The organism is Phycicoccus sp. HDW14, assembly GCF_011383005.1.
Classification (GTDB): Bacteria; Actinomycetota; Actinomycetes; order Actinomycetales; family Dermatophilaceae; genus Phycicoccus.
In genome coordinates, this window is the sequence record NZ_CP049935.1 from 3,111,678 (window position 1) to 3,131,155 (window position 19,478).

The 19,478-nt window shown below is 73.1% G+C and carries 16 protein-coding genes and 2 pseudogenes; 5 read left to right on the forward strand and 13 right to left on the reverse strand.

Annotated features, from left to right (window positions below; translation table 11 throughout):
• Window positions 1-45 precede the first annotated feature (45 nt).
• A complete protein-coding gene (locus G7075_RS15330) occupies window positions 46-1,917 on the forward strand; it encodes an acyl-CoA dehydrogenase (RefSeq protein WP_166123123.1) in 1,872 nt (623 codons plus the stop codon).
• 111 nt (window positions 1,918-2,028) lie between these two features.
• Here the strand turns inward: G7075_RS15330 and G7075_RS15335 are convergent, their stop codons facing one another.
• The 7 genes and pseudogenes from G7075_RS15335 to G7075_RS23020 all read right to left on the reverse strand — a co-directional run.
• The gene (locus tag G7075_RS15335) at window positions 2,029-2,277 is read right to left on the reverse strand and encodes a DUF6458 family protein (RefSeq protein ID WP_166123125.1); all 249 of its coding nucleotides are present in this window, start codon (window positions 2,275-2,277) and stop codon (window positions 2,029-2,031) included.
• A gap of 157 nt (window positions 2,278-2,434) precedes the next feature.
• Window positions 2,435-2,611, reverse strand: coding sequence for a hypothetical protein (locus G7075_RS15340; protein ID WP_166123127.1), 177 nt, complete (start codon window positions 2,609-2,611; stop codon window positions 2,435-2,437).
• 83 nt (window positions 2,612-2,694) lie between these two features.
• Window positions 2,695-2,889 carry a hypothetical protein gene (locus tag G7075_RS15345; protein WP_166123129.1) on the reverse strand — a complete coding sequence of 65 codons (195 nt, stop codon included), beginning with the start codon at window positions 2,887-2,889 and terminating at the stop codon, window positions 2,695-2,697.
• Between the two features lie 94 nt (window positions 2,890-2,983).
• On the reverse strand, window positions 2,984-4,360 hold the full coding sequence (locus tag G7075_RS15350) for an FAD-binding oxidoreductase (RefSeq protein ID WP_166123131.1): 1,377 nt from the start codon (window positions 4,358-4,360) through the stop codon (window positions 2,984-2,986).
• 182 nt (window positions 4,361-4,542) lie between these two features.
• Window positions 4,543-5,349: a nitrilase-related carbon-nitrogen hydrolase gene (locus G7075_RS15355; RefSeq protein WP_166123133.1), complete on the reverse strand. Its 807-nt coding sequence runs from the start codon at window positions 5,347-5,349 to the stop codon at window positions 4,543-4,545.
• 56 nt (window positions 5,350-5,405) lie between these two features.
• The gene (locus G7075_RS21485; RefSeq protein ID WP_240917659.1) at window positions 5,406-5,636 is read right to left on the reverse strand and encodes a cytochrome c oxidase assembly protein; all 231 of its coding nucleotides are present in this window, start codon (window positions 5,634-5,636) and stop codon (window positions 5,406-5,408) included.
• Between the two features lie 38 nt (window positions 5,637-5,674).
• A pseudogene (locus G7075_RS23020) lies at window positions 5,675-7,636 on the reverse strand (cytochrome c oxidase assembly protein); the annotation flags it as partial.
• A 622-nt stretch (window positions 7,637-8,258) separates the two neighbouring features.
• Here G7075_RS23020 and G7075_RS15365 point away from each other — a divergent pair.
• The 3 genes from G7075_RS15365 to G7075_RS15375 all read left to right on the forward strand — a co-directional run bounded on the left by G7075_RS15365 (window position 8,259) and on the right by G7075_RS15375 (window position 11,145).
• On the forward strand, window positions 8,259-8,735 hold the full coding sequence (locus G7075_RS15365) for an SRPBCC family protein (RefSeq protein ID WP_166123135.1): 477 nt from the start codon (window positions 8,259-8,261) through the stop codon (window positions 8,733-8,735).
• Between the two features lie 107 nt (window positions 8,736-8,842).
• Complete coding sequence (locus tag G7075_RS15370; RefSeq protein WP_166123137.1) at window positions 8,843-9,319, forward strand: MarR family winged helix-turn-helix transcriptional regulator; 477 nt, start codon at window positions 8,843-8,845, stop codon at window positions 9,317-9,319.
• Window positions 9,316-11,145, forward strand: coding sequence for an MDR family MFS transporter (locus G7075_RS15375; protein WP_166123139.1), 1,830 nt, complete (start codon window positions 9,316-9,318; stop codon window positions 11,143-11,145). Before G7075_RS15370 ends, G7075_RS15375 begins: the two co-directional genes overlap by 4 nt.
• Here G7075_RS15375 and G7075_RS15380 read toward each other — a convergent pair.
• Window positions 11,126-12,337 carry an MFS transporter gene (locus G7075_RS15380; protein WP_166123141.1) on the reverse strand — a complete coding sequence of 404 codons (1,212 nt, stop codon included), beginning with the start codon at window positions 12,335-12,337 and terminating at the stop codon, window positions 11,126-11,128. The genes G7075_RS15375 and G7075_RS15380 overlap by 20 nt on opposite strands.
• A 193-nt stretch (window positions 12,338-12,530) precedes the next feature.
• Between G7075_RS15380 and G7075_RS15385 the strand changes: the two genes are divergently transcribed.
• Entirely contained in the window at window positions 12,531-12,908 is a 378-nt protein-coding gene (locus G7075_RS15385; RefSeq protein ID WP_166123143.1) for a VOC family protein, read from the forward strand.
• Between the two features lie 21 nt (window positions 12,909-12,929).
• Here the strand turns inward: G7075_RS15385 and G7075_RS15390 are convergent, their stop codons facing one another.
• The 5 genes and pseudogenes from G7075_RS15390 to pdhA all read right to left on the reverse strand — a co-directional run bounded on the left by G7075_RS15390 (window position 12,930) and on the right by pdhA (window position 19,254).
• Complete coding sequence (locus tag G7075_RS15390; protein ID WP_166123144.1) at window positions 12,930-14,132, reverse strand: acyl-CoA dehydrogenase family protein; 1,203 nt, start codon at window positions 14,130-14,132, stop codon at window positions 12,930-12,932.
• 161 nt (window positions 14,133-14,293) lie between these two features.
• A complete protein-coding gene (locus tag G7075_RS15395) occupies window positions 14,294-15,757 on the reverse strand; it encodes a hypothetical protein (protein WP_166123146.1) in 1,464 nt (487 codons plus the stop codon).
• A gap of 4 nt (window positions 15,758-15,761) precedes the next feature.
• Window positions 15,762-17,177, reverse strand: coding sequence for a dihydrolipoamide acetyltransferase family protein (locus tag G7075_RS15400; RefSeq protein WP_166123148.1), 1,416 nt, complete (start codon window positions 17,175-17,177; stop codon window positions 15,762-15,764).
• A gap of 15 nt (window positions 17,178-17,192) precedes the next feature.
• Window positions 17,193-18,164, reverse strand: coding sequence for an alpha-ketoacid dehydrogenase subunit beta (locus tag G7075_RS15405; RefSeq protein WP_166123150.1), 972 nt, complete (start codon window positions 18,162-18,164; stop codon window positions 17,193-17,195).
• Window positions 18,161-19,254, reverse strand: a pseudogene (gene pdhA / locus G7075_RS15410) (pyruvate dehydrogenase (acetyl-transferring) E1 component subunit alpha). The gene G7075_RS15405 and the pseudogene pdhA overlap by 4 nt, the downstream one beginning before the upstream one ends.
• Window positions 19,255-19,478 lie beyond the last annotated feature (224 nt).

Consider the following 19,478-nt stretch of genomic DNA (forward strand, 5'->3'; position numbering starts at 1 on the left):
CACTGGTGAGCAAGCGCTCACTTGCCACGCCACGGGAGGACCGACATGGGCCACTACAAGAGCAACCTGCGCGACATCGAGTTCACCCTCTTCGAGGTGCTCGGTCGCCAGGACGTCCTGGGCTCGGGCCCCTACGCGGAGCTCGACGCCGACACCGCCCGCGAGATGCTCAAGGAGGTCTCCCGGCTCGCCGAGCACGAGATCGCCGAGTCCTTCGCCGACGCGGACCGCAACCCGCCGGTCTACGACCCGCAGACCCAGGCCGTGACGATGCCCGCGTCGTTCGCGAAGAGCTTCGAGGCCTACCGCGACAGCGGCTTCTGGAACATCGACCTGCCGGCCGAGCTCGACGGCACCGTGGCCCCGCCGAGCCTGCGCTGGGCGGTCAACGAGATGCTCCTCGGCGCCAACCCGGCCCTGGCGATGTTCGCCGCCTCGTACTCCTTCGCCAAGCTGCTGCACACCCTCGGCACCCCCGAGCAGCAGAAGCTCGCGAAGTGGATCGTCGAGAAGGGCTGGCACTGCACGATGGTGCTCACCGAGCCCGACGCCGGCTCCGACGTCGGGGCCGGCCGCACCAAGGCGGTCGACAACGGCGACGGCACGTGGACGATCAGCGGCGTCAAGCGCTTCATCACGAGCGCCGAGTCCGACATGGTCGACAACGTCGTGCACTTCGTCCTCGCCCGTCCCGAGGGTGGCGCGCCGGGCACCAAGGGCCTCTCGCTCTTCATCCTCACCAAGTACGCGGTCGACCTCGAGACCGGCGAGCTGGGCGAGCGCAACGGCGTCTACGTCACGAACGTCGAGAAGAAGATGGGCCTCAAGGTCTCCCCCACCTGCGAGCTGACCTTCGGCGGCGAGGTCCCGGCCACCGGAACCCTCCTCGGCGAGGTGCACGACGGCATCGCGCAGATGTTCCACGTCATCGAGAACGCGCGGATGATGGTGGGCACCAAGGCGATCGCCACGCTGTCGACCGGTTACCTCAACGCGCTCGACTACGCCAAGCAGCGCGTGCAGGGCGCCGACCTCACCCAGATGACCGACAAGGCCGCGCCCCGCGTCACCATCACGCACCACCCGGACGTGCGGCGCTCGCTGATGCTCCAGAAGGCCTACGCCGAGGGGCTGCGCGCGCTCGTGCTCTTCACCGCGAGCCAGCAGGACGTCGTCGACCAGCACCACCTGACCACCGGCGAGGAGACCTTCGAGACCGGGTCGCCGGCCGACGTCGCCAACCGGGTCAACGACCTGCTGCTGCCGATCGTCAAGGGCCTCGGCTCCGAGCGCGCGTGGGTGCTGCTCGGCACCGAGTCCCTGCAGACCTTCGGCGGCTCCGGGTTCCTCCAGGACTACCCGATCGAGCAGTACGTCCGCGACGCCAAGATCGACACCCTCTACGAGGGCACGACGGCCATCCAGGGCATGGACTTCTTCTTCCGCAAGATCGTCCGCGACAAGGGCCAGGCGCTGACCCACCTCGCGACGCAGATGCAGGAGTTCGCCAAGGACCTCGGGGCGCACGGCGGCCGCATCGACCGCGAGCGCGAGCTGCTCGGGCAGGGCGTCGAGGACGTCCAGGGCATCCTCGGCTACATGGTCGGCGAGCTGATGAAGTCCGACCCGCGCCAGGGCGGCGAGCTGCCGAACCTCTACAAGATCGGCCAGAACACCTCGCGGCTGCTGCTCGGGGCCGGCGACCTCGTCGTCGGGTGGCTGCTGCTGCGCCAGGCCGCGGTGGCGCTCGACGCGCTCGCGGCCGGTGTCGAAGGTCGCGACAAGGACTTCTACGAGGGCAAGGTGGCGGCTGCGCAGTTCTATGCTCGGCAGGTGCTGCCCCGCCTCACCGCGGAGCGTGCCATGGCCGAGGCCACCGACAACGAGCTGATGGAGCTGCCCGAGTCGGCCTTCTGAGCCACCTCGACCCCGGGTCGGGGGCGCCGCCCGGAGCGCGCTCCCGACCCGGCCCACACGACGACGGCCCGTCCCCCTGCGCGGGGGGCGGGCCGTCGGCGTTCCGGTGCGTCAGCGGGGGTCGACGTCCGTCCGGTCGACGCGGGTGCCCGTCGCGGGGTCCACGGTCGACTGCCGGGTCGCGCTGTAGCCGCGGCTGCCGCGTCCGCGCATCGCGAAGGACAGGAGGATGGCGACGACGCCCGCCGCCATGAGGATGAAGCCGAGGGTGTCGTCGTCGATCCCGGGGATGTCGACGTTGAGCGCGAAGGACAGGATCGCGCCGATGACGATCAGGACGATGCCGAGGCCGATGTACATGTGGGGGGCTCCTCTTGGTACGGGGTCGGCTGGTGCGCCGACCGCTGGGCCGGCCGGTGCGCCGACCCTAGCCCCGGGAGGAGTCGCCGTCCGGGCTTCGGTGCAGGTCGGATCACTGCGGCGCGGTCATCCGGCCGCGCGCGGGGTGCGTCGCGGCTCAGATGCCGGTGCCGCCGGTGGGTCCGATGTTGCGCTGGTTGCGGGCGGCCGCGGACTCGGCGCCGTAGGGCGCCTCACCGGAGAACGACCCGGTGCTGCCGCTCGCGCGGCGCCGGCGCTCGAGCAGCACGCCGAGCACCCCGATGACGGCCAGCACCCCGATGGTCCACCACATGACGGGCTCCCCTCCCGGTACGCGCGGTCGGCGACCGTGCGGTCAGCGTGACAGAGCCGCCGGACGGTGTACAGCAGCAGCGGTCAGAGCATCCCGCCGCGGTCGGCCTGTCGGTCGGCCTGCATCGCCGCGGTCTCGGCGCCGTGCGGCGCGTCCGGGTGGCTGCCGCGGGCCTGCTCCGTGCGGCGTCGGCCGCCCTTGACGGCGGTCCAGACGACCCCCACCACGGCCAGGACGACAACGGCGATGATGAGGATCAGTCCGATGGTGGTCGGCACGGGCCCCTCCCCCTTCTCGGCCCGATGGGCCGCGTGTGGAACGGCCATCCTCTCGCGCCGTCGCACCGTCGTCCACCGTTCGACGGTGTGGCGGTCAGACGAAGGACCCCGGGTTGAGGATGCCCTGCGGGTCGAGGGCGGCCTTGACCCGGCGGTTGAGGTCCATGACGTCGGGCCCGAGCTGGGCCTCGAGCGACCCCTTCTTGAGCCGGCCGACCCCGTGCTCGCCGGTGATGGTGCCGCCGAGGGCGATGGCCGCGGCCATGATGTCGTCGAACGCCAGCCGGGCGCGGCGCTCGGAGTCGGGATCGGTCGCGTCGTAGACGATCGCCGGATGGGTGTTGCCGTCGCCGGCGTGGGCGACGACGGGGATCTCGACGTCGTGGCGCTGGGCGATGGCCTCGACCTCGGCGAGCAGTGCCGGCAGCTGGGGCACCGGCACGCCGACGTCCTCGGGCAGCACGGCACCGCGCGGCTCGAGGGCCGTGAAGTGCACGCGCCGGGCCTGGACGAACATCTCGGCCTCGTCGGGGTCGTCGGTGGCGACGACCTCCTTGGCGCCGGAGACCTCGCACGCGGTGACGATGGCCGCGACCTCGTCCTCGCGCGAGGCGCCGGGGGCGTCGGACTGGACGAGCAGCAGGGCGCCGGAGTCGCGGTCCAGGCCCATCGGCTGGAAGTCCTCGACGGCGTTGATCGAGGCGCGGTCCATCAGCTCGACCATCGAGGCGCGCACGGTGCGGCCGAGCTCGATGACGGCGGCCGCGGCGTCGGCGACGGTGGGGAAGAAGGCGATGACCGTGGAGCGGGGCGCCTGGGCGGGCACGAGGCGCAGGATCGCGCGGGTGACGATGCCGAGGGTGCCCTCCGAGCCGACGAACAGCTTGAGCAGCGAGAGGCCGGCGACGTCCTTGACGCGCTTGCCGCCGAGGGTGACGAGGGTGCCGTCGGCGAGGACGACATCGAGGCCGAGGACGTAGTCGGTGGTGACGCCGTACTTGACGCAGCAGAGGCCGCCGGCGTTGGTGGCGATGTTGCCGCCGATCGAGCAGATCTCGAACGAGCTGGGGTCCGGCGGGTACCAGAGGCCTTCTGCCACAGCCGCGTTCTTGACGTCGACGTTGAGGGCCCCGGGCTCGACGACGGCGACGCGCGCGGCGGTGTCGATCTCGACGGCCCGCATCCGCTCGAGGCTGAGGACGATCGTGCCGTCGACGCCCATCGAGCCGCCGGAGAGGCTGGTGCCGGCGCCGCGGGGGACCACGCCGATGCCGTGGGCGGCCGCCCAGCGGACCGCCTGCTGCACCTGCTCGGCGGTCTCGGCGCGGACGGCGGCCAGCGGGGTGCCGGCGCTCGCGTCGTGGGTCCAGTCGTGCCGGTACTTCTCGAGGGCGGCAGGGTCGGTGGTGACGACGCCGGTCGGGAGGGACGCGGTGAGCTCGGTGACGGCGGCGGCGACGTCGGTGGTCATGCCTCCACCCTCTCAGACGCGGGTTGGTGGGGCCTGGGCGCGGCCGGGGCGTGCAAGGGTCGCCCGGGACCGAGGGGTGTTGTCCCGAACTGCAGTCGGAGCGTCAGGGATCCCGGTCGCTGCGGGAGGGATCCCGGTTGGTGCGACTGGACGTGCGAAGCACCCCGTGGTGGCTGGGGCTCTCAGAGGCGACGGTCGGCGAGGACGGGGAACGCCTCCCGGTACGCGGTGGTGGCGGTGAGGTCGACGTCGACCGAGAGTACGGCCGCTCCGGTGTGAGCGGCTTCGGCGAGCACCTCGCCGGTCGCCGCGACGACCTGGCTGTGGCCGCCCATCTCGTACCCGGCGTGGGTGCCGCCGGTGTTGCCCTGCACCACGACGCACTGGTTCTCGACGGCCCGCGCGCGACCGAGCAGGGTCCAGTGGGCGACCCGGGCCGCCGGCCAGGCGGCCGGGACGAGCAGCAGCTCGGCGCCGTCCTCCTGCTGGCGGCGGTAGAGCTCGGGGAAGCGCAGGTCGTAGCAGGTGGAGAGGCCGGTCCGGATGCTGCCGCCGGCGCCGTCGGGCAGGTCGACGACGACGACGTCCTCGCCGGCCTCCATGAGCTTCGGCTCGCCGGCGCCGAACCCGAACCGGTGGACCTTGCGGTAGAGGGCGAGGCGCTCGCCCGTCGCCGAGAGGACGAGCGAGGTGTTGGCGAGCAGGTTGCCGTCCGGGCCCGGCTCGGGCAGGCGCTCGACGAACGAGCCGGCGTGGAGGGTGGCGCCGAGTCCGCGGGCGGCATCGGCCATCGCGGCGACCCACGGCCCGTCGAGCGGCTGGGCGGCGCCCTCCCAGCGGGTGTAGTCGAAGCCGGTGGCGCCCCAGAGCTCGGGGAGGAGGACGAGGTCGTGGCCGGCGAGGCCCGCGACGATGCCGGCGACCCGATCGACCCGGGCCCCGAACGACTCCTCGTCCCCGTAGGCGAGCTGGACGACGGCGATGCGCATGGACCCCATCCTCCCGCACCGGCCGGGCGACCCGGACGCCGCGGCACCGGCCGAGGTCACCCCAGGCGCTCGGCCTCCTCGCGCAGCTGCGCGAGCCGGGCGTTGTAGGCGGTGAGCTCGGCGTCGCCGTCGCGGTCGGCCTGCCGGTCGAGGCGCACCGTCTCGCGCGTCTCGGACCGGAACCACTGGACGGCCACGACGACCGCGAGCACGAGCGTCGGCGCCTCCCCGACGCCCCAGGCGATCTCGCCGGCCAGGTGCTGGTCGGCGAGCGGGTCCGGCCCCACGGCAGGTTGATCGCCGAGAAGAAGTCCGGCGCCAGCAGCGTCTGCGACCCCGTGAGCGCCACCCCGAAGAAGGCGTGGAACGACACCGTCGCGAAGAGGATGACGAGCAGCATGAGGGGCGACCACCGCGGCACGCCCGGGTCGATGCCGATCATCACCCACACGAACAGGTACCCGGTGAGCAGGAAGTGGCCCATCATCAGCAGGTGCCCGGTGTGGGTCGTCAGGGCCAGCCCGAACAGGCCGGTGTAGTAGAACGCCGCGAGGCTGAAGAAGAACAGCGCCGACGCCACGACGGGGTTGGACAGCAGCCTGAGGGCCCGCGAGTGCACGACCTGGAGCAGCACCTCGCGCGGCCCCCACGTACGGTCGGTCCGGGCCGGCAGCGTCCGCAGGGCGAGGGTCACCGGGGCCGCCGGCACGAGGAGCAGCGGCACGACCATCGCCAAGGTCATGTGCATCACCATGTGCGCGCTGAACAGCACCCGCCCCCAGATGCCCGGCGCCCCGCACGTCGACCACACGAACAGCGCCCACCCGAGCACCCACAGCACGACGCGCAGCACCGGCCACGCGTCACCCCGCCGCCGGAGCCGCAGCCAGCCCGCGACGTACAGCCCCACCGCGAGGACGGCCACAGCGACGAACAGCCAGTCCATCCGCCACGCGAGCAGCCAGTCGGCACCACTGACCGGTCCGGGGTCGGGGTACCCCGTGAGGTCGAGGACGATGCCCGGGTCGGGCAGCGCGTCCGGCACGGGCGGGATGCTGCGCGCCAGCACGGCCGCCAGCCCGGTCGCGACCCCCATGAGCAGCACCTCGGCCCCCGCGAGCCGGGCGAAGGCGCGACCGTCGGACGGGTCTTGTGCCAGCCGTCCGGCGAGGTTGCGCCGGTGCCGCCAGCCGAGCACCCCGAGCGCGACGAGGGCCGCCGTCTTCAGCAGGACCACGGTGCCGTACGCGCTGAGCAGCCCTGCGGGAGAACCGACCCGGATCCATGCCTGCAGCATCCCGGACGCCGCGACGGCCACGAACGACCAGAGCGCCAGCGTCGAGTAGCGCGCGACCGTGGCCCCGAGGTCGCGACCCAGCCGCGAGCGCATCACGACCAGCGCCACGAGCCCGCCGACCCACACGACGACACCGAGCAGGTGCACCGCCAGGCCGTTGACGGCGTCCTCGTGGCTGGCCGACCCGGCGGCGTGCCCGGTGAGCGCCTTGAGGAGGATGCCGACGAGGGCGAGCAGCGCCAGCCAGGCGGTCGGCGCCCGACGTCGGGTCAGCCGCGCACACACGGCCACGACCACGGCTGCCAGCGCGCTGAGCAGCAGCACCCGCGTCGTCTCGAGCGACCAGGTGAACGAGACGAGCTGGTCGACCAGCCCGGGCGCACCGATCGGCGTGCCGGCGAGGTCGGCGAAGGTCACGACGAGCTCGAGGAGCGCCGCGACCAGCCACACCGTCGCCGCCGTCGCCGCGTACCGGACGGCCGTCCCCCGGCGGTCGGTGCTGGCCCGCTCGGGGACGAGGAAGGCCGCGAGCCCGAGCAGCCCGACCGTCGTCACCGACGCCAGGGTCGCGACGGCGTCGGTGACCGGGACCATCCAGCGCACGAACGGGCCGGCGTCCGCGAGCGCGAGCGGGGCCACCGCCCCGGTGAGCAGCGCGGCGGGGACGAGGGCCAGCAACGCCGCACCGACCACCGCGGAGAGCGGCGGCCACAGCGAGGGGCGCTCCGGGTCGGCCATGTCCTCCAGCGTAGGTACTGTGGCCGGATGTCGCTGCACCCGCCCGCCCCCACGGACTTCGCCGGCGCCGTCGACGCGTGGGCGCACACCGTGCAGACCGTCGTCGACCTCGGTCGCACCCTGCGCCCGGGCGAGCACCAGCACGCCACCGACTGCCCCGGCTGGACGGTGTTCGACCAGGTCGCGCACGTCGCGAGCGCCGAGGCCGCCATCGCCGGTGATCCGGTGCCCGACCTCGACGTCAGCGCCCATGCCCACGTCCGCCACGAGTTCGGCGCCCGGATGGAGCGGCTCGTCGAGTCCCGCCGCGGCCGCACCCTCGACGACCTCCTCGACGAGCTCGAGTGGCGGCTGGCCGAGCGCCTCGGGGTCTACCGGGCCGAGGGCACGACGGGCGAGGAGGAGGTCGTCGGACCCTTCGGGCCGACCCGGCTCGTCGACCTCGTCACCGTCCGCACCTTCGACGTCTGGATGCACGAGCAGGACCTGCGCGAGGCCCTCGAGCGGCCCGGCGGCCTCGACACCCCGGCCGCGGCGGTCAGCGTCGCCTGGTTCTTCGCCACCCTCCCGCGCCTCGTGGCCCGCGACGCCGGCATCGGCCCGGGCAACGCCGTCGTCCTCGACCTCACCGGGCCCACCGTCGGGCGGGCCGGCGTCCGCGTCGAGGAGCACGAGGGGACGGCGCGTGGCATCCCGCTCTTCACGGGCGAGGACGTCGACCACCCGGACGTCGTGACGACCACCCTGTCGATGTCCACCCGCGTCGCGATGCGCCTGGCCGGAGGTCGGCGGGCCCCGAGGACCTGCCCGTCACCGTCACGGGTGACGACGAGGTCGCCCGCAGCGTCCTCACGGCCCTGGCCATCACGCCCTGATGGCGTCGTTCACGACCTCGACCCGCTCGGCGGCCACGGTCACCGCCGACCCCGAGGCCGTCTGGGCCACCCTCACCGACCCCGACCTCATCGCCCGGCTCACCCCCTTCCTGCACCGCGTCACCGAGCGCGGCGAGCACTGGGTCTGGGAGCTGAACCGGATCCCGGTGCTCGGCAAGAGCTTCTCCTTCACCTTCACCGAGCGGATGGCCTTCGCCGAGCCCGACCGCATCGACTTCACCCACGACCCCGCGGCGGGCCACGGCGAGGAGTCGGCCGGCGTCGACGGCTGGTACGCCCTCGCGCCGCACCCGTCCGGCACCCGCCTCGAGACCTCGATGGCCATCACCGTCGAGCTGCCGTTCCCGGGCGTCCTGCGGCCGGCCGTCACGGCGGCGATGAAGGGGGTCGTCACCCTCATGGGGCAGCGGTTCTCGCAGAACCTCCTCCACCACCTCGGCGCGCGCACCGCCTGACCGCGCCCGCCCACCCCGGACGCCGGACCCCCGCTCGTCGAGGGATGTCCCCGACGACCCCAACTGGTTGTATGCTGCAAACAACTTTGTCCCGGAAGGAGGCCGCGATGCCGTTCCGCACCACCGACTCGACGCCGACGGCCGAGCTGGGTGACGAGCTGGTGCGCGTGCTCAAGCTGATGCACGTCGCGCGGGCCCGCGCCCCGCGCCACCACGAGCTGGTCGACCCGATGGCCTACCCGCTGCTCTTCAACCTCAAGCGCGCGCCGATGCGGGTCTCCGAGCTCGCCGACGCCGTGCACTCCGACGTCTCGACGGTGAGCCGGCAGGTCAGCACGCTCGTCGAGCACGGTCTCGTCGTCCGCGAGCCCGACCCCGCCGACGGCCGCGCGCACGTGCTCGCCGTCACCGACGAGGGCACCGCCCTCCTCGTCGCCATCCGCGAGGGCCGCGACCGCTGGCTCCAGGGCCTGCTCGCCGAGTGGTCCGCCGACGACGTCCGCCTCCTCACCTCCCAGCTGGCCCGCCTCGCCGCGGACCTCGAGACCTCCCTGACCGACCCGACCCCGAGGACCGACTCATGACCGACCCCCGCCACGCCGACCCCGACCAGCCGACGAGCCACTCCTCGGCCGCCGGCCCCGGCCGGCACGTCGCCGGCACCACGAGCGCTCCCGGCGCCCACGCCCCCGGTGCCCACGCCGCGAGCGCCGGCCCGTCCGGCCGAGCCGCCGGCGACGGGCCCGACGGCGCCCTGAGCCACCGGCAGATCGTCACCATCCTCATCGCCCTGATGTCGGGGATGTTCCTCGCGGCCCTCGACCAGACGATCGTCGCGACGGCCATCCGCACCATCGCCGACGACCTCAAGGGCCTGGACCACCAGGCGTGGGCGACGACGGCCTACCTCATCACCTCGACGATCGTCACGCCGCTGTACGGGAAGCTCGGCGACATCTACGGCCGCAAGAAGCTGTTCATCACGGCCATCTCGATCTTCCTCGTCGGCTCGGAGCTCTGCACCCTGTCGACGTCGATGACCGAGCTCGCGTTCTACCGCGCCGTGCAGGGCCTCGGCGCCGGCGGCCTCTTCTCCCTCGCGCTGGCCATCATCGGCGACATCGTGCCGCCCCGTGAGCGGGCCAAGTACCAGGGCTACTTCCTCGCCGTCTTCGGCACCTCCTCGGTGCTCGGCCCGGTCATCGGCGGGTTCTTCGCCGGCCACGACACCATCTTCGGCATCACCGGCTGGCACTGGGTCTTCCTCGTCAACGTGCCGGTCGGCATCCTCGCGCTCGGCCTGGTCACCAAGACCCTGCACCTGCACCACCAGCGCCTCGACCACCGCATCGACTGGGCCGGCGCCGCGCTGCTCTCGGTCTCGCTCGTGCCGCTCCTGCTCGTCGCCGAGCAGGGCCGCGAGTGGGGCTGGACCTCGACGAACGCCATCGCCTGCTACGTCATCGGGGCCCTGGGCGCCGTCGGGTTCTTCTGGCAGGAGTCGCGGATGGGTGACGAGGCCATCCTCCCGCTGGCGATGTTCCGCAACAAGACCGTCGGCATCTCCTCGATCGCCTCGATCGTCATCGGCGTCGCGATGTTCGGTGGCCTGGCCGCGCTCCCGCTCTACCTGCAGATCGTCAAGGGCGCGACGCCCACCCAGGCCGGCCTGCTGCTCCTGCCGCTGACCCTCGGCATCATGACCGGCTCGATCACCTCCGGCCAGATCATCTCCCGCACCGGCCGCTACCGGATCTTCCCGGTGACCGGCGCGGCGCTGCTGACCCTGTCGCTGTTCGCCTTCCACTTCGTCGCCTACGACACCCCGCTGTGGCAGTCGATGATCGTCATGGTCTTCTTCGGCCTCGGTCTCGGCTTCAACTTCCAGCCGCTGACCCTCGCGGTGCAGAACGCCGTGCCGCCGCAGCAGATCGGTGTCGCGACGTCGACGGCCACCTTCACCCGCCAGATCGGCGGCACCATCGGCACCGCGGTCTTCCTGACCATCCTGTTCTCGCTGGCACCCGACAAGATCACCTCGGCCTTCCAGCGGTTCGCGCCGACGCCCGACTTCCAGGCCGCGCTGCGCGACCCGGCGAACGCCGCGTTCGCCCAGCAGCTGCAGCAGTCGCAGACCGGAGGGTCGACGGCGGCGGCCAGCGGTGTGCTGCAGGACAGCTCGTTCCTCACCTCGCTCGACCCGCGGCTGGCCAAGCCGTTCCTCGTGGGCTTCTCCGAGGCGATGGACGTCGTGTTCCTCGTCGGCTCCGGGGTGATGGTCATCGCCATCGTCGTGCTCGCGCTGCTGCCGCAGGTCGAGCTGCGTCGCGGGTCGGCCTACACCGAGCGGTCGAAGGCCGGCGAGGCCTCGCGCTCGGACGACGACGCGGTCACGGCACCGGCGAGCTGAGCCGCACCGCCTCGGCACGGCCCAGCGAGCGGTAGCGCACGGCCACGATGGCGACGGCCAGGGCCCCGGCGACGACGGGGACCAGGTACGCCCGCTGGGGTCCCCACGCCTCGATGGCCCAGCCGCCCACGACCGAGCCCAGCGAGATGCCGATGAGGATGCCGGTGACGGCGACGGCCAGGCCCTCGGTGAGCAACGCGGACGGCACGAGGCGCTGGGCCAGCGAGAGGCTGGTGATGAGCATCGGGGCGGTGGCCGAGCCGGCGACGAGCATCACGGCCGCCAGCTGCCAGGTGTTCTGCACGAACAGGGCCGGCACCTCGAGGACCACCATGGCCGTCGCGGCGAGCAGCAGCCGCCGGGTCAGGGCGGAGCGGACCACCCGCGCCCCGACGACGATGCCGGCCACCGTCGAGCCCACGGCGAACAGCCCGAGGACCAGGCTCGACAGGCTCTTGGCCCCGTCGGCCTCGGCGTAGGCCACGGCGATGACCTCGTTGGCGCCGAAGATCGTGCCCGTCAGCACGAGGGCGCCGGCGACGACGGCCAGCCCCGGGCGGCGGATGGCCAGCCCTGCGGGTCGGTCGGCGTGGGCCACGACCGGCGGCTCGGTGCTCCGGGCCGACAGGAAGCTGACGACGCCGACCGTGAAGAGCACCTCGGCGAGGACGAGGCCGGCCTCGGGGAACCAGAGCGTCGAGACGAGCACGGCGAGCACCGGACCGACGACGAACGAGGCCTCGTCGGCGACCTGCTCGAAGGACATCGCCGTGTGCAGGCGGTCGGGGTCGTCGCGGAAGATGTGGGCCCACCGGGCGCGGGACATCGGCCCCGGCTCGGGGAGGAAGGCGCTGAGGCCGTAGAGCACGAAGAGGGTCCAGACCGGCGCGCCGAAGCCCGAGGCGAGGGCCACCCCGAGGCCGGTCGTGGCCGAGAGCACGACGAACGGCAGGGCCACCCGCCGCTGCCCGTGCCGGTCGATGAGCCGCCCCAGCACCGGCCCGGCCACCGCGAGGACCGCCAGCCCCACGGCGGAGACGGCTCCGGCGAGCCCGTACGAGCCCTGCCGGCTGCTGACCATGACGACGACGGCGACACCGAACATCGCCCCGCCCACGCGGGAGAACATGGTGCCGGCGATGAACGCCAGGGCGCCGGGGACGCGGAACAGGGGCAGGTAGGCCGACAGCACGGGGGTGGCTCTCTCATCAAGAAACCGCCAGCACCCGAACGGGCCCGGCGGTGGAAGGACGGTGGATCGCCACCCATCATCCTCCGGGGGGCACCGGCTGCCAAACGAGATGGTGGCGGTGGGTCGGCCGCCGACCGATGAGTTCCACGGGGACGTACGGTCGGTCCAGGTGTCCCCACCGGAAGGAACCACCGTGCTCACCGACAGCCCCGCCTTCAGCGGCTTCTCCGTCGACGACCTCGACGCCGCCCGCCCCTTCTACCGCGACGTCCTCGGACTGACCGTCCGCGACGGCGGCCCGGGGTTCACCCTCGAGCTCGCCGGCGGCCGGTCGGTGCTCGTGTACGGCACCCCGAACCACACGCCCGGCTCGTTCACGGTGCTCAACTTCCCGGTGCCCGACGTCGAGGCCGCCGTCCGGGCGCTGACCGACCGCGGGGTGCGGTTCGAGCGCTACGAGGGCACCCCGGGCGAGACCGACGAGATCGGCGTCTTCCGCAAGGGGGGCCCGCTCATCGCCTGGTTCAAGGACCCGGCGGGCAACGTCCTGTCGGTCATCGCCCAGGACTGACCCGAGCCGACCCCGCCGGCGTCAGCGGAAGGCGGCCACGCCCGTGAGCGCCTGACCGATGACGAGCGTGTGCATCTCGACGGTGCCCTCGTACGTGAGCACCGACTCGAGGTTGTTCGCGTGCCGCATCACCGGGTACTCGCCGCTGATCCCGTTGCCGCCGAGGATGGTCCGCGCGGTGCGGCAGATCTCGATGGCCTTGCTGACGTTGTTGTACTTGCCGACCGACACCTGCTCGGGGCGCAGGCCGACCGAGTCCTTGCGACGGCCGAGGTGCAGGGCGAGCAGCCGCCCGAGCTGGAGCTCGGTCGACATGTGCGCGAGCTTGGCCTGGGTCAGCTGGAACCCGGCGAGCGGCCGGTCGAACTGGGTGCGCTCGACCGAGTAGCGGCGGGCCGCCTCGAGGGCGCTGCGGGCGGCGCCGAGGCAGCCCCACACGATGCCGTAGCGGGCCTCGGACAGGCACGACAACGGACCCTTGAGCCCGGAGACCTCGGGGAGCACGGCATCCGCGGGCAGCCGCAGCCCACGGAAGGTCAGCTCGGCGGTGACCGACGCACGCAGCGACATCTTGTTCTTGATGACGTGCGCCTCGAACCCCGGTGTGTCGGTGGGGACCACGAAGCCGCGGATGCCGCCGTGCTCCTCGCCGGCGTTCGCCCAGACGACGGCGACGTCGGCGATCGAGCCGTTGGTGATCCACATCTTCGAGCCGTCGAGCACCCAGTCGTCACCGTCGCGTCGGGCACGGGTGCGCATCGAGGCGGGGTCGGACCCGTGGTCGGGCTCGGTGAGGCCGAAGCAGCCGATCGCCTCGCCGGCGGCCATCCGGGGCAGCCACTCCTGCTTCTGCTCCTCGGACCCGAACGCGTGGATGGCGTACATCGCGAGGCTGCCCTGCACCGAGACGAGCGAGCGGATGCCGGAGTCGCTCGCCTCGAGCTCGAGGCAGGCCAGGCCGTAGTCGACCGACGACATCCCGGCGCAGCCGTAGCCCTCGAGGTGCATGCCGAGCAGACCGACCTTGCCGAACTCGCGGGCGAGGTCGCGGGCGACGGGCAGCTCGCCCTTCTCGTACCACTCGACGACGTGCGGCTCGACGAGGTCGTCGCACACCTGCCGGACGGTGGCCCGGATGGCGCGCTCCTCGTCGGTGAGCATCGAGTCGACGTCGACGACGTCGAGGGGGTCGGAGGGGCGCTTCGGCATCGTCGACGAGCTCATGGGGCCATCATGCCCGGGGGTCGGCGGGGCACCGGGTGTGACCTCCGCCTCGGCCCCCTACCCGCGAACGTGTGTGAACCCGCCGGAGACCTCCGGCGTGTTCACACACGTTCGCGCAGGGAGCGGGCGCGAGGTGAGGCGGAGGCCGGGTGTGCGGGAGGTCAGCGGGCGGAGGCGGCGCCGAGGAGGGCGGCCAGCCCGAGCGCGCTGCGCGGGTCGTACGCCGAGCGCCAGAGCCCGCCGTGCGCCGCGGCGAACGCCTCGTCCTGCCACGGGTGGTCCTGGGCTGCGGGTCGGGCGACGAGGTCGTGGACGAGCAGCGCGGCCATCAGGGTGTTGGCCGTGCCGGGCTCGAAGACCTCGACGCCGAACCGGTGTGCGCCCGAGTACGCCGCCGCCAGGGCCCGGTTCTTGACGACCGAGCGCGTGCGCGTCGGCGGGGCGACCTTGAACGACACGGTGGTGCCGGAGGCCCGGGCCGCGGTGGCCCGCCAGCGCTGGATCCGCTTGGCCAGCAGGTAGTTCGGGCCCTGCTGCAGCACCACGGAGTCGTTGAGGCCGGGGTCCTCGCCGGGCACGTAGTTGCGCCTCAGCAGGCGCCCGCCCGAGAGCGTGCGCAGCGGCACCCGCAGCACCTTCGAGGTGCGCCGGCTCGCGTAGGCCTCGGTCGCGGCCGCCACCGCGTCCGGCGGCACGGCGAAGACGTCGGTGGGCGTGGCGAGGAACGACAGCGCGGTGTCGGACCGGGTCGTGGTGACGGCCCGGGTGAGCGCGTCGACGGCGGTGCTGACCCGCACGTTCGTGGCGCCGTCGGCGTAGACGTAGTTGCCGAGCACGAGGTGGTCCTCGAGCCCGGTGACCCATGCCGTCGCGACGGGCAGGTCGTGGAGGAGGTCGAGCCCGGCCCGCTCGGCGAGGTCGCCGTGGCCGGCCCGCGCCGGGACGAGCAGCCGACCGGCCAGCCCGCGGGTGTCGGCGAGCAGGCGGGTCCACAGGTCGGGGCGCGGCAGGTCGACCGCCGCGACGGTGGCGCCCCAGCGCAGCAGCGAGCGCAGCGGCCCCATCTCGGCGGCGGCGCCGAGGACGACGACCGTGCGGCCGTCGAGGCGCAGCCACTCGGGGTTCTCGAGGACGGCGGTGACGGCGTCGCGCAGGCTGGGCTCGACGACACCGTCGTCGACCCACGCCTCGAGCCGGCGTCGCAGGTCGTCGCCAGCCAGCCGCGTGCCCCTGTACGGGATGGTCAGCGCGGTGTCGGGCTCGCCCTCGCCGGTGTGGACCTCCGTGCCGACGAGGCCGGTCGGCGCGCCGGCGGACCCACCGACCGCGGCCGTCAGCGGCTGGTCGTCGGTGCCGTCGGGGCTCCACCGCATCCGCTCGTGCACCGAGGCGAGCCCGGCCTCCGCGATGCTGCGGGCGTCGGCGTAGCTCGGAAGGCCCGCCTCGACGAGCCGGCGGAAGTGCGTGAGGTACCCACTGCGCCAGTTGGTCTCGCGCTGGGCGGCGGCCGCGCCCACGGGGTCGACGGGGCGCAGCGCGTCGGCGACGACCCCGCGCCCGGTGGCCGAGGTCGAGCGCCGCCCGTCGTCGAGCGGGAAGACGACCCCGCGATCGCCCGCCGTCACGCGGTCAGCCCCAGACGAGCGCGCGCGACGGGTCGCCGAGGATCGCGGCGACGTCGGCGAGGTAGCGGGAGCCGAGCTCGCCGTCGACGAGGCGGTGGTCGAAGGACAGCGCGAGGGTGGTGACCCAGCGCGGCTCGATGCGCTCGTCGGCGCCGGTGCCCACGACCCACGGTCGGCGGGTGACCGTGCCGAAGGCGAGGATGGCCGCCTCACCGGGGTTGAGGATCGGGGTGCCGGCGTCGATGCCGAAGACCCCGACGTTGGTGATGGTGATGGTGCCGCCGGCCATGTCTGCCGGCGGGGTTCGACCCTCGCGCGCGGTGGCGGTCAGGGCGGCGATGGCGTCGGCGAGCTCGCGCATCGACATCCGGTCGGCGTCCTTGACGTTCGGGACGACGAGGCCACGCGGGGTGGCCGCGGCGATGCCGAGGTTGACGTAGTGCTTGAGGACGATCTCCTGGGCGGCCTCGTCCCAGCTGGCGTTGATGTCGGGGTTGCGCCGGACCGCGAGGCACATCGCCTTGGCCAGGACGAGGAGCGGCGTGACCTTGACGTCGCGGAACTCCCTGTCCTGCTTGAGCTTCTCGACGAGGTCCATCGTGGCGGTGACGTCGACGGTGACCCACTCGGTGACGTGCGGAGCGGTGAACGCCGAGCCGACCATCGCCTGCGCGGTCATCTTCCGGACGCCCTTGACCGGGACCCGGGTCTCTCGCTCGCCCTGCGCCGGAGCCGGACGTGCGGCGGCGGGTGCCGTCGAGGCGCCGGAGGCGGCGGCCTCGACGTCGGCGCGGGTGACGATGCCGCCGTCGCCGGTCGGGGTGACCGACTGCAGGTCCACGCCGAGGTCCTTGGCGAGCTTGCGCACCGGCGGCTTGGCCAGCGCCCGCGCGGCCGCCGGGTGTCCCTCGACCGGCCGGCCGGTCGACTCGGGGACGGCAGGGGGTGCCTCGGGTGACCCGGTGGTCGACTCCGGGGCGGCGGCGGCGCCCTTGCGGGGACGGCGGACGGCCTCGGTCTGCTTGACGCCGTAGCCGACGAGCACCGCGGTGCGGCCGGTCGACGTCGTGCCGCCGATCAGCCCCTCGGCGATCTCCGGCTCCGCCGCAGGGGGCGGGGCCTCGGCCGACGACACCGCCGGCTCGGCAGCGGGAGCGGCCGGCGCAGCGGCACCCCCGACCCCGTCGTCGACGGTGATGATCGGCGTGCCGACCTCGACGGTGTCGCCCTCGGCGACGTGCAGCGCCGCCACCGTGCCGGCGAACGGCACGGGCAGCTCGACGAGCGACTTGGCCGTCTCGACCTCGACGACGACGTCGTTGACCTTGACGGTGTCACCGACCGCGACGTGCCAGGTGACGATGTCGGCCTCGGTGAGACCCTCGCCCGGGTCGGGGAGCTTGAAGTCACGAAGTGCCATCTGCGACAGCGCCTTTCAGTACGCGAGCGAGCGGTCGACGGCGTCGAGCACGCGGTCGAGGTCAGGGAGGAACTCCTCCTCGATGCGGCTCGGCGGGTACGGCACGTTGTAGCCGCCGACCCGGAGCACGGGCGCCTCGAGCGAGTGGAACGCCTCCTCGGTGACCATCGCCGAGATCTCCGAGCCGATGCCGAGGAAGGTCGACGCCTCGTGGACGACGACCACCCGGCCGGTCTTGCGCGCCGACGCGAGGATGGTGGCGTCGTCGAGGGGTGAGAGCGAGCGCAGGTCGACGACCTCGAGCGAGCGCCCCTCCTCCGCGGCGGCCTGGGCGGCCTGGAGGCAGGTCTTGACCATCGGGCCGTAGGCCAGCAGCGTGAGGTCGGACCCCTCGCGCAGCACGCGGGCCGTGCCCAGCGCGCCGTCGGGGGCGTCGCCGACCTCGCCCTTGTCCCAGTACCGGCGCTTGGGCTCGTAGAAGACCACCGGGTCGTCGGTCTCGACGGCCTGCTGGATCATCCAGTGCGCGTCGTGCGCGTTCGACACCGCGACGACCTTGAGGCCGGCCGTGTGCGCGAAGTACGTCTCGTTGGACTCGCTGTGGTGCTCGACCGCGCCGATGCCGCCGCCGAAGGGGATGCGGATGACGATGGGCATCGTCACGAACCCGAGCGAGCGGGCGCGCAGCTTGGCGACCTGGCTGACGATGTGGTCGAAGGCGGGGTAGACGAACCCGTCGAACTGGATCTCGACGACCGGTCGGTACCCGCGCAGCGCCATCCCGATGGCCGTGCCCATGATGCCGGCCTCGGCGAGCGGGGTGTCGATGACCCGGTCCTCGCCGAAGTCCTTCTGCAGGCCCTCGGTGACGCGGAAGACGCCGCCCAGCTTGCCGATGTCCTCGCCCATGAGGACGACCTTGGGGTCCCGCTCCATGGCGGCCCGCAGGCCGGAGGTGATGCCCTTGGCGATGGTGGTGGCGCTCATCGGGCCCCCTCCTCCTCGAAGGACGCGTGGTAGTCCGAGAACCACGCCCGCTCGCGCGTCGTCACCGGGTGCTCCTCGGCGTAGACGTGCTCGAACATCTCGCTCGGCGAGGGGTCGGGCATCGAGAGGCAGCGCTCGCGCACGGAGGCCCCGAGCTCGTCGGCCTCGGCGTCGACGGCGTCGAAGAAGTCGACGTCGCCCTTGCCGGTGGTGGTCAGCCAGCGCTTGTAGCGCTCGATGGGGTCGCGGTGCTTCCACACCTCGACCTCGGCACTGACGCGGTACTTCGTCGGGTCGTCGGAGGTCGTGTGCGCACCCATCCGGTAGGTGAAGGCCTCGACGAAGGTCGGGCCCTGGCCGGAGCGGGCGGCGTCGAGGGCCTGCTTGGTGACGGCGTAGACCGCGAGGACGTCGTTGCCGTCGACGCGGATGCCCGGGAAGCCGAAGCCGCGGGCGCGGTGCCACAGGGGGCCCGGGTCTGCTTCTCGTTGGGCTCGGAGATGGCCCACTGGTTGTTCTGGCAGAAGAAGACGACCGGGCTGTTGTTGACGCCGGCGAAGACCAGCGCCTCGGAGACGTCACCCTGCGAGGTCGCGCCGTCGCCGAAGTAGGCGATGACGGCGGTGTCGCGGCGCTCGTCGCCGGTGCCGACGTCACCGTCGCGCTGCACGCCCATCGCGTAGCCGGTGGCGTGGAGGGTCTGGGCGCCGATGATGATCGTGTAGAGGTGGAAGTTCTTCTCGTTGGGGTCCCAGCCGCCGTGGTTGACGCCGCGGAACATCCCGAGGAGGTTGACCGGGTCGACCCCGCGGCACCAGGCGACGCCGTGCTCGCGGTAGGTCGGGAAGGCGTAGTCCTGGCGGCGCATCGCGCGGCCGGAGCCCACCTGGGCGGCCTCCTGGCCGAGCAGGCTGGCCCACAGGCCGAGCTCGCCCTGGCGCTGCAGCGCGGTGGCCTCGGCGTCGAAGCGGCGCACGAGGACGAGGTCGCGGTAGAAGCCGCGCAGCGCCTCGTCGGACAGGTCGTCGACGATGGCGTCGAGCTCGGCGTTCGGGACGCGCTCGCCCTCGGGGCTGAGCAGCTGGACCATCTCGGGGCCACCCTCGTGCGCCGGGCGCTCGGGCGCCTCCGCGACGCTCACGTGGTGGTCGACGCCGAAGGCGGTCTCGAGGGGGGCGACCTCGTTGTCGCTCACTGGGCACTCCTTCTCCGGGCCCGGGGTGAGGGGCCGATCTCGGGGGGCGTCGCGACCGCGGGGCTGGGTGTGGCGGCGGTCACGGCCGGTGTCGGGAGCCACCGTACCCGTCGCGCGGT

Excerpts from the sequence above, each read along its gene's own strand:
- G7075_RS15340 (WP_166123127.1), bottom strand. The coding sequence starts at position 2,611 with ATGTGGTGGACCATCGGGGTGCTGGCCGTCATCGGGGTGCTCGGCGTG.
- G7075_RS15400 (WP_166123148.1), bottom strand. The coding sequence starts at position 17,177 with ATGGCACTTCGTGACTTCAAGCTCCCCGACCCGGGCGAGGGTCTCACC.
- G7075_RS15330 (WP_166123123.1), top strand. The coding sequence starts at position 46 with ATGGGCCACTACAAGAGCAACCTGCGCGACATCGAGTTCACCCTCTTC.
- G7075_RS15405 (WP_166123150.1), bottom strand. The coding sequence starts at position 18,164 with ATGAGCGCCACCACCATCGCCAAGGGCATCACCTCCGGCCTGCGGGCC.
- G7075_RS15390 (WP_166123144.1), bottom strand. The coding sequence starts at position 14,132 with ATGAGCTCGTCGACGATGCCGAAGCGCCCCTCCGACCCCCTCGACGTC.
- G7075_RS15350 (WP_166123131.1), bottom strand. The coding sequence starts at position 4,360 with ATGACCACCGACGTCGCCGCCGCCGTCACCGAGCTCACCGCGTCCCTC.
- G7075_RS15375 (WP_166123139.1), top strand. The coding sequence starts at position 9,316 with ATGACCGACCCCCGCCACGCCGACCCCGACCAGCCGACGAGCCACTCC.
- G7075_RS15335 (WP_166123125.1), bottom strand. The coding sequence starts at position 2,277 with ATGTACATCGGCCTCGGCATCGTCCTGATCGTCATCGGCGCGATCCTG.
- G7075_RS15370 (WP_166123137.1), top strand. The coding sequence starts at position 8,843 with ATGCCGTTCCGCACCACCGACTCGACGCCGACGGCCGAGCTGGGTGAC.
- G7075_RS15355 (WP_166123133.1), bottom strand. The coding sequence starts at position 5,349 with ATGCGCATCGCCGTCGTCCAGCTCGCCTACGGGGACGAGGAGTCGTTC.
- G7075_RS15365 (WP_166123135.1), top strand. The coding sequence starts at position 8,259 with ATGGCGTCGTTCACGACCTCGACCCGCTCGGCGGCCACGGTCACCGCC.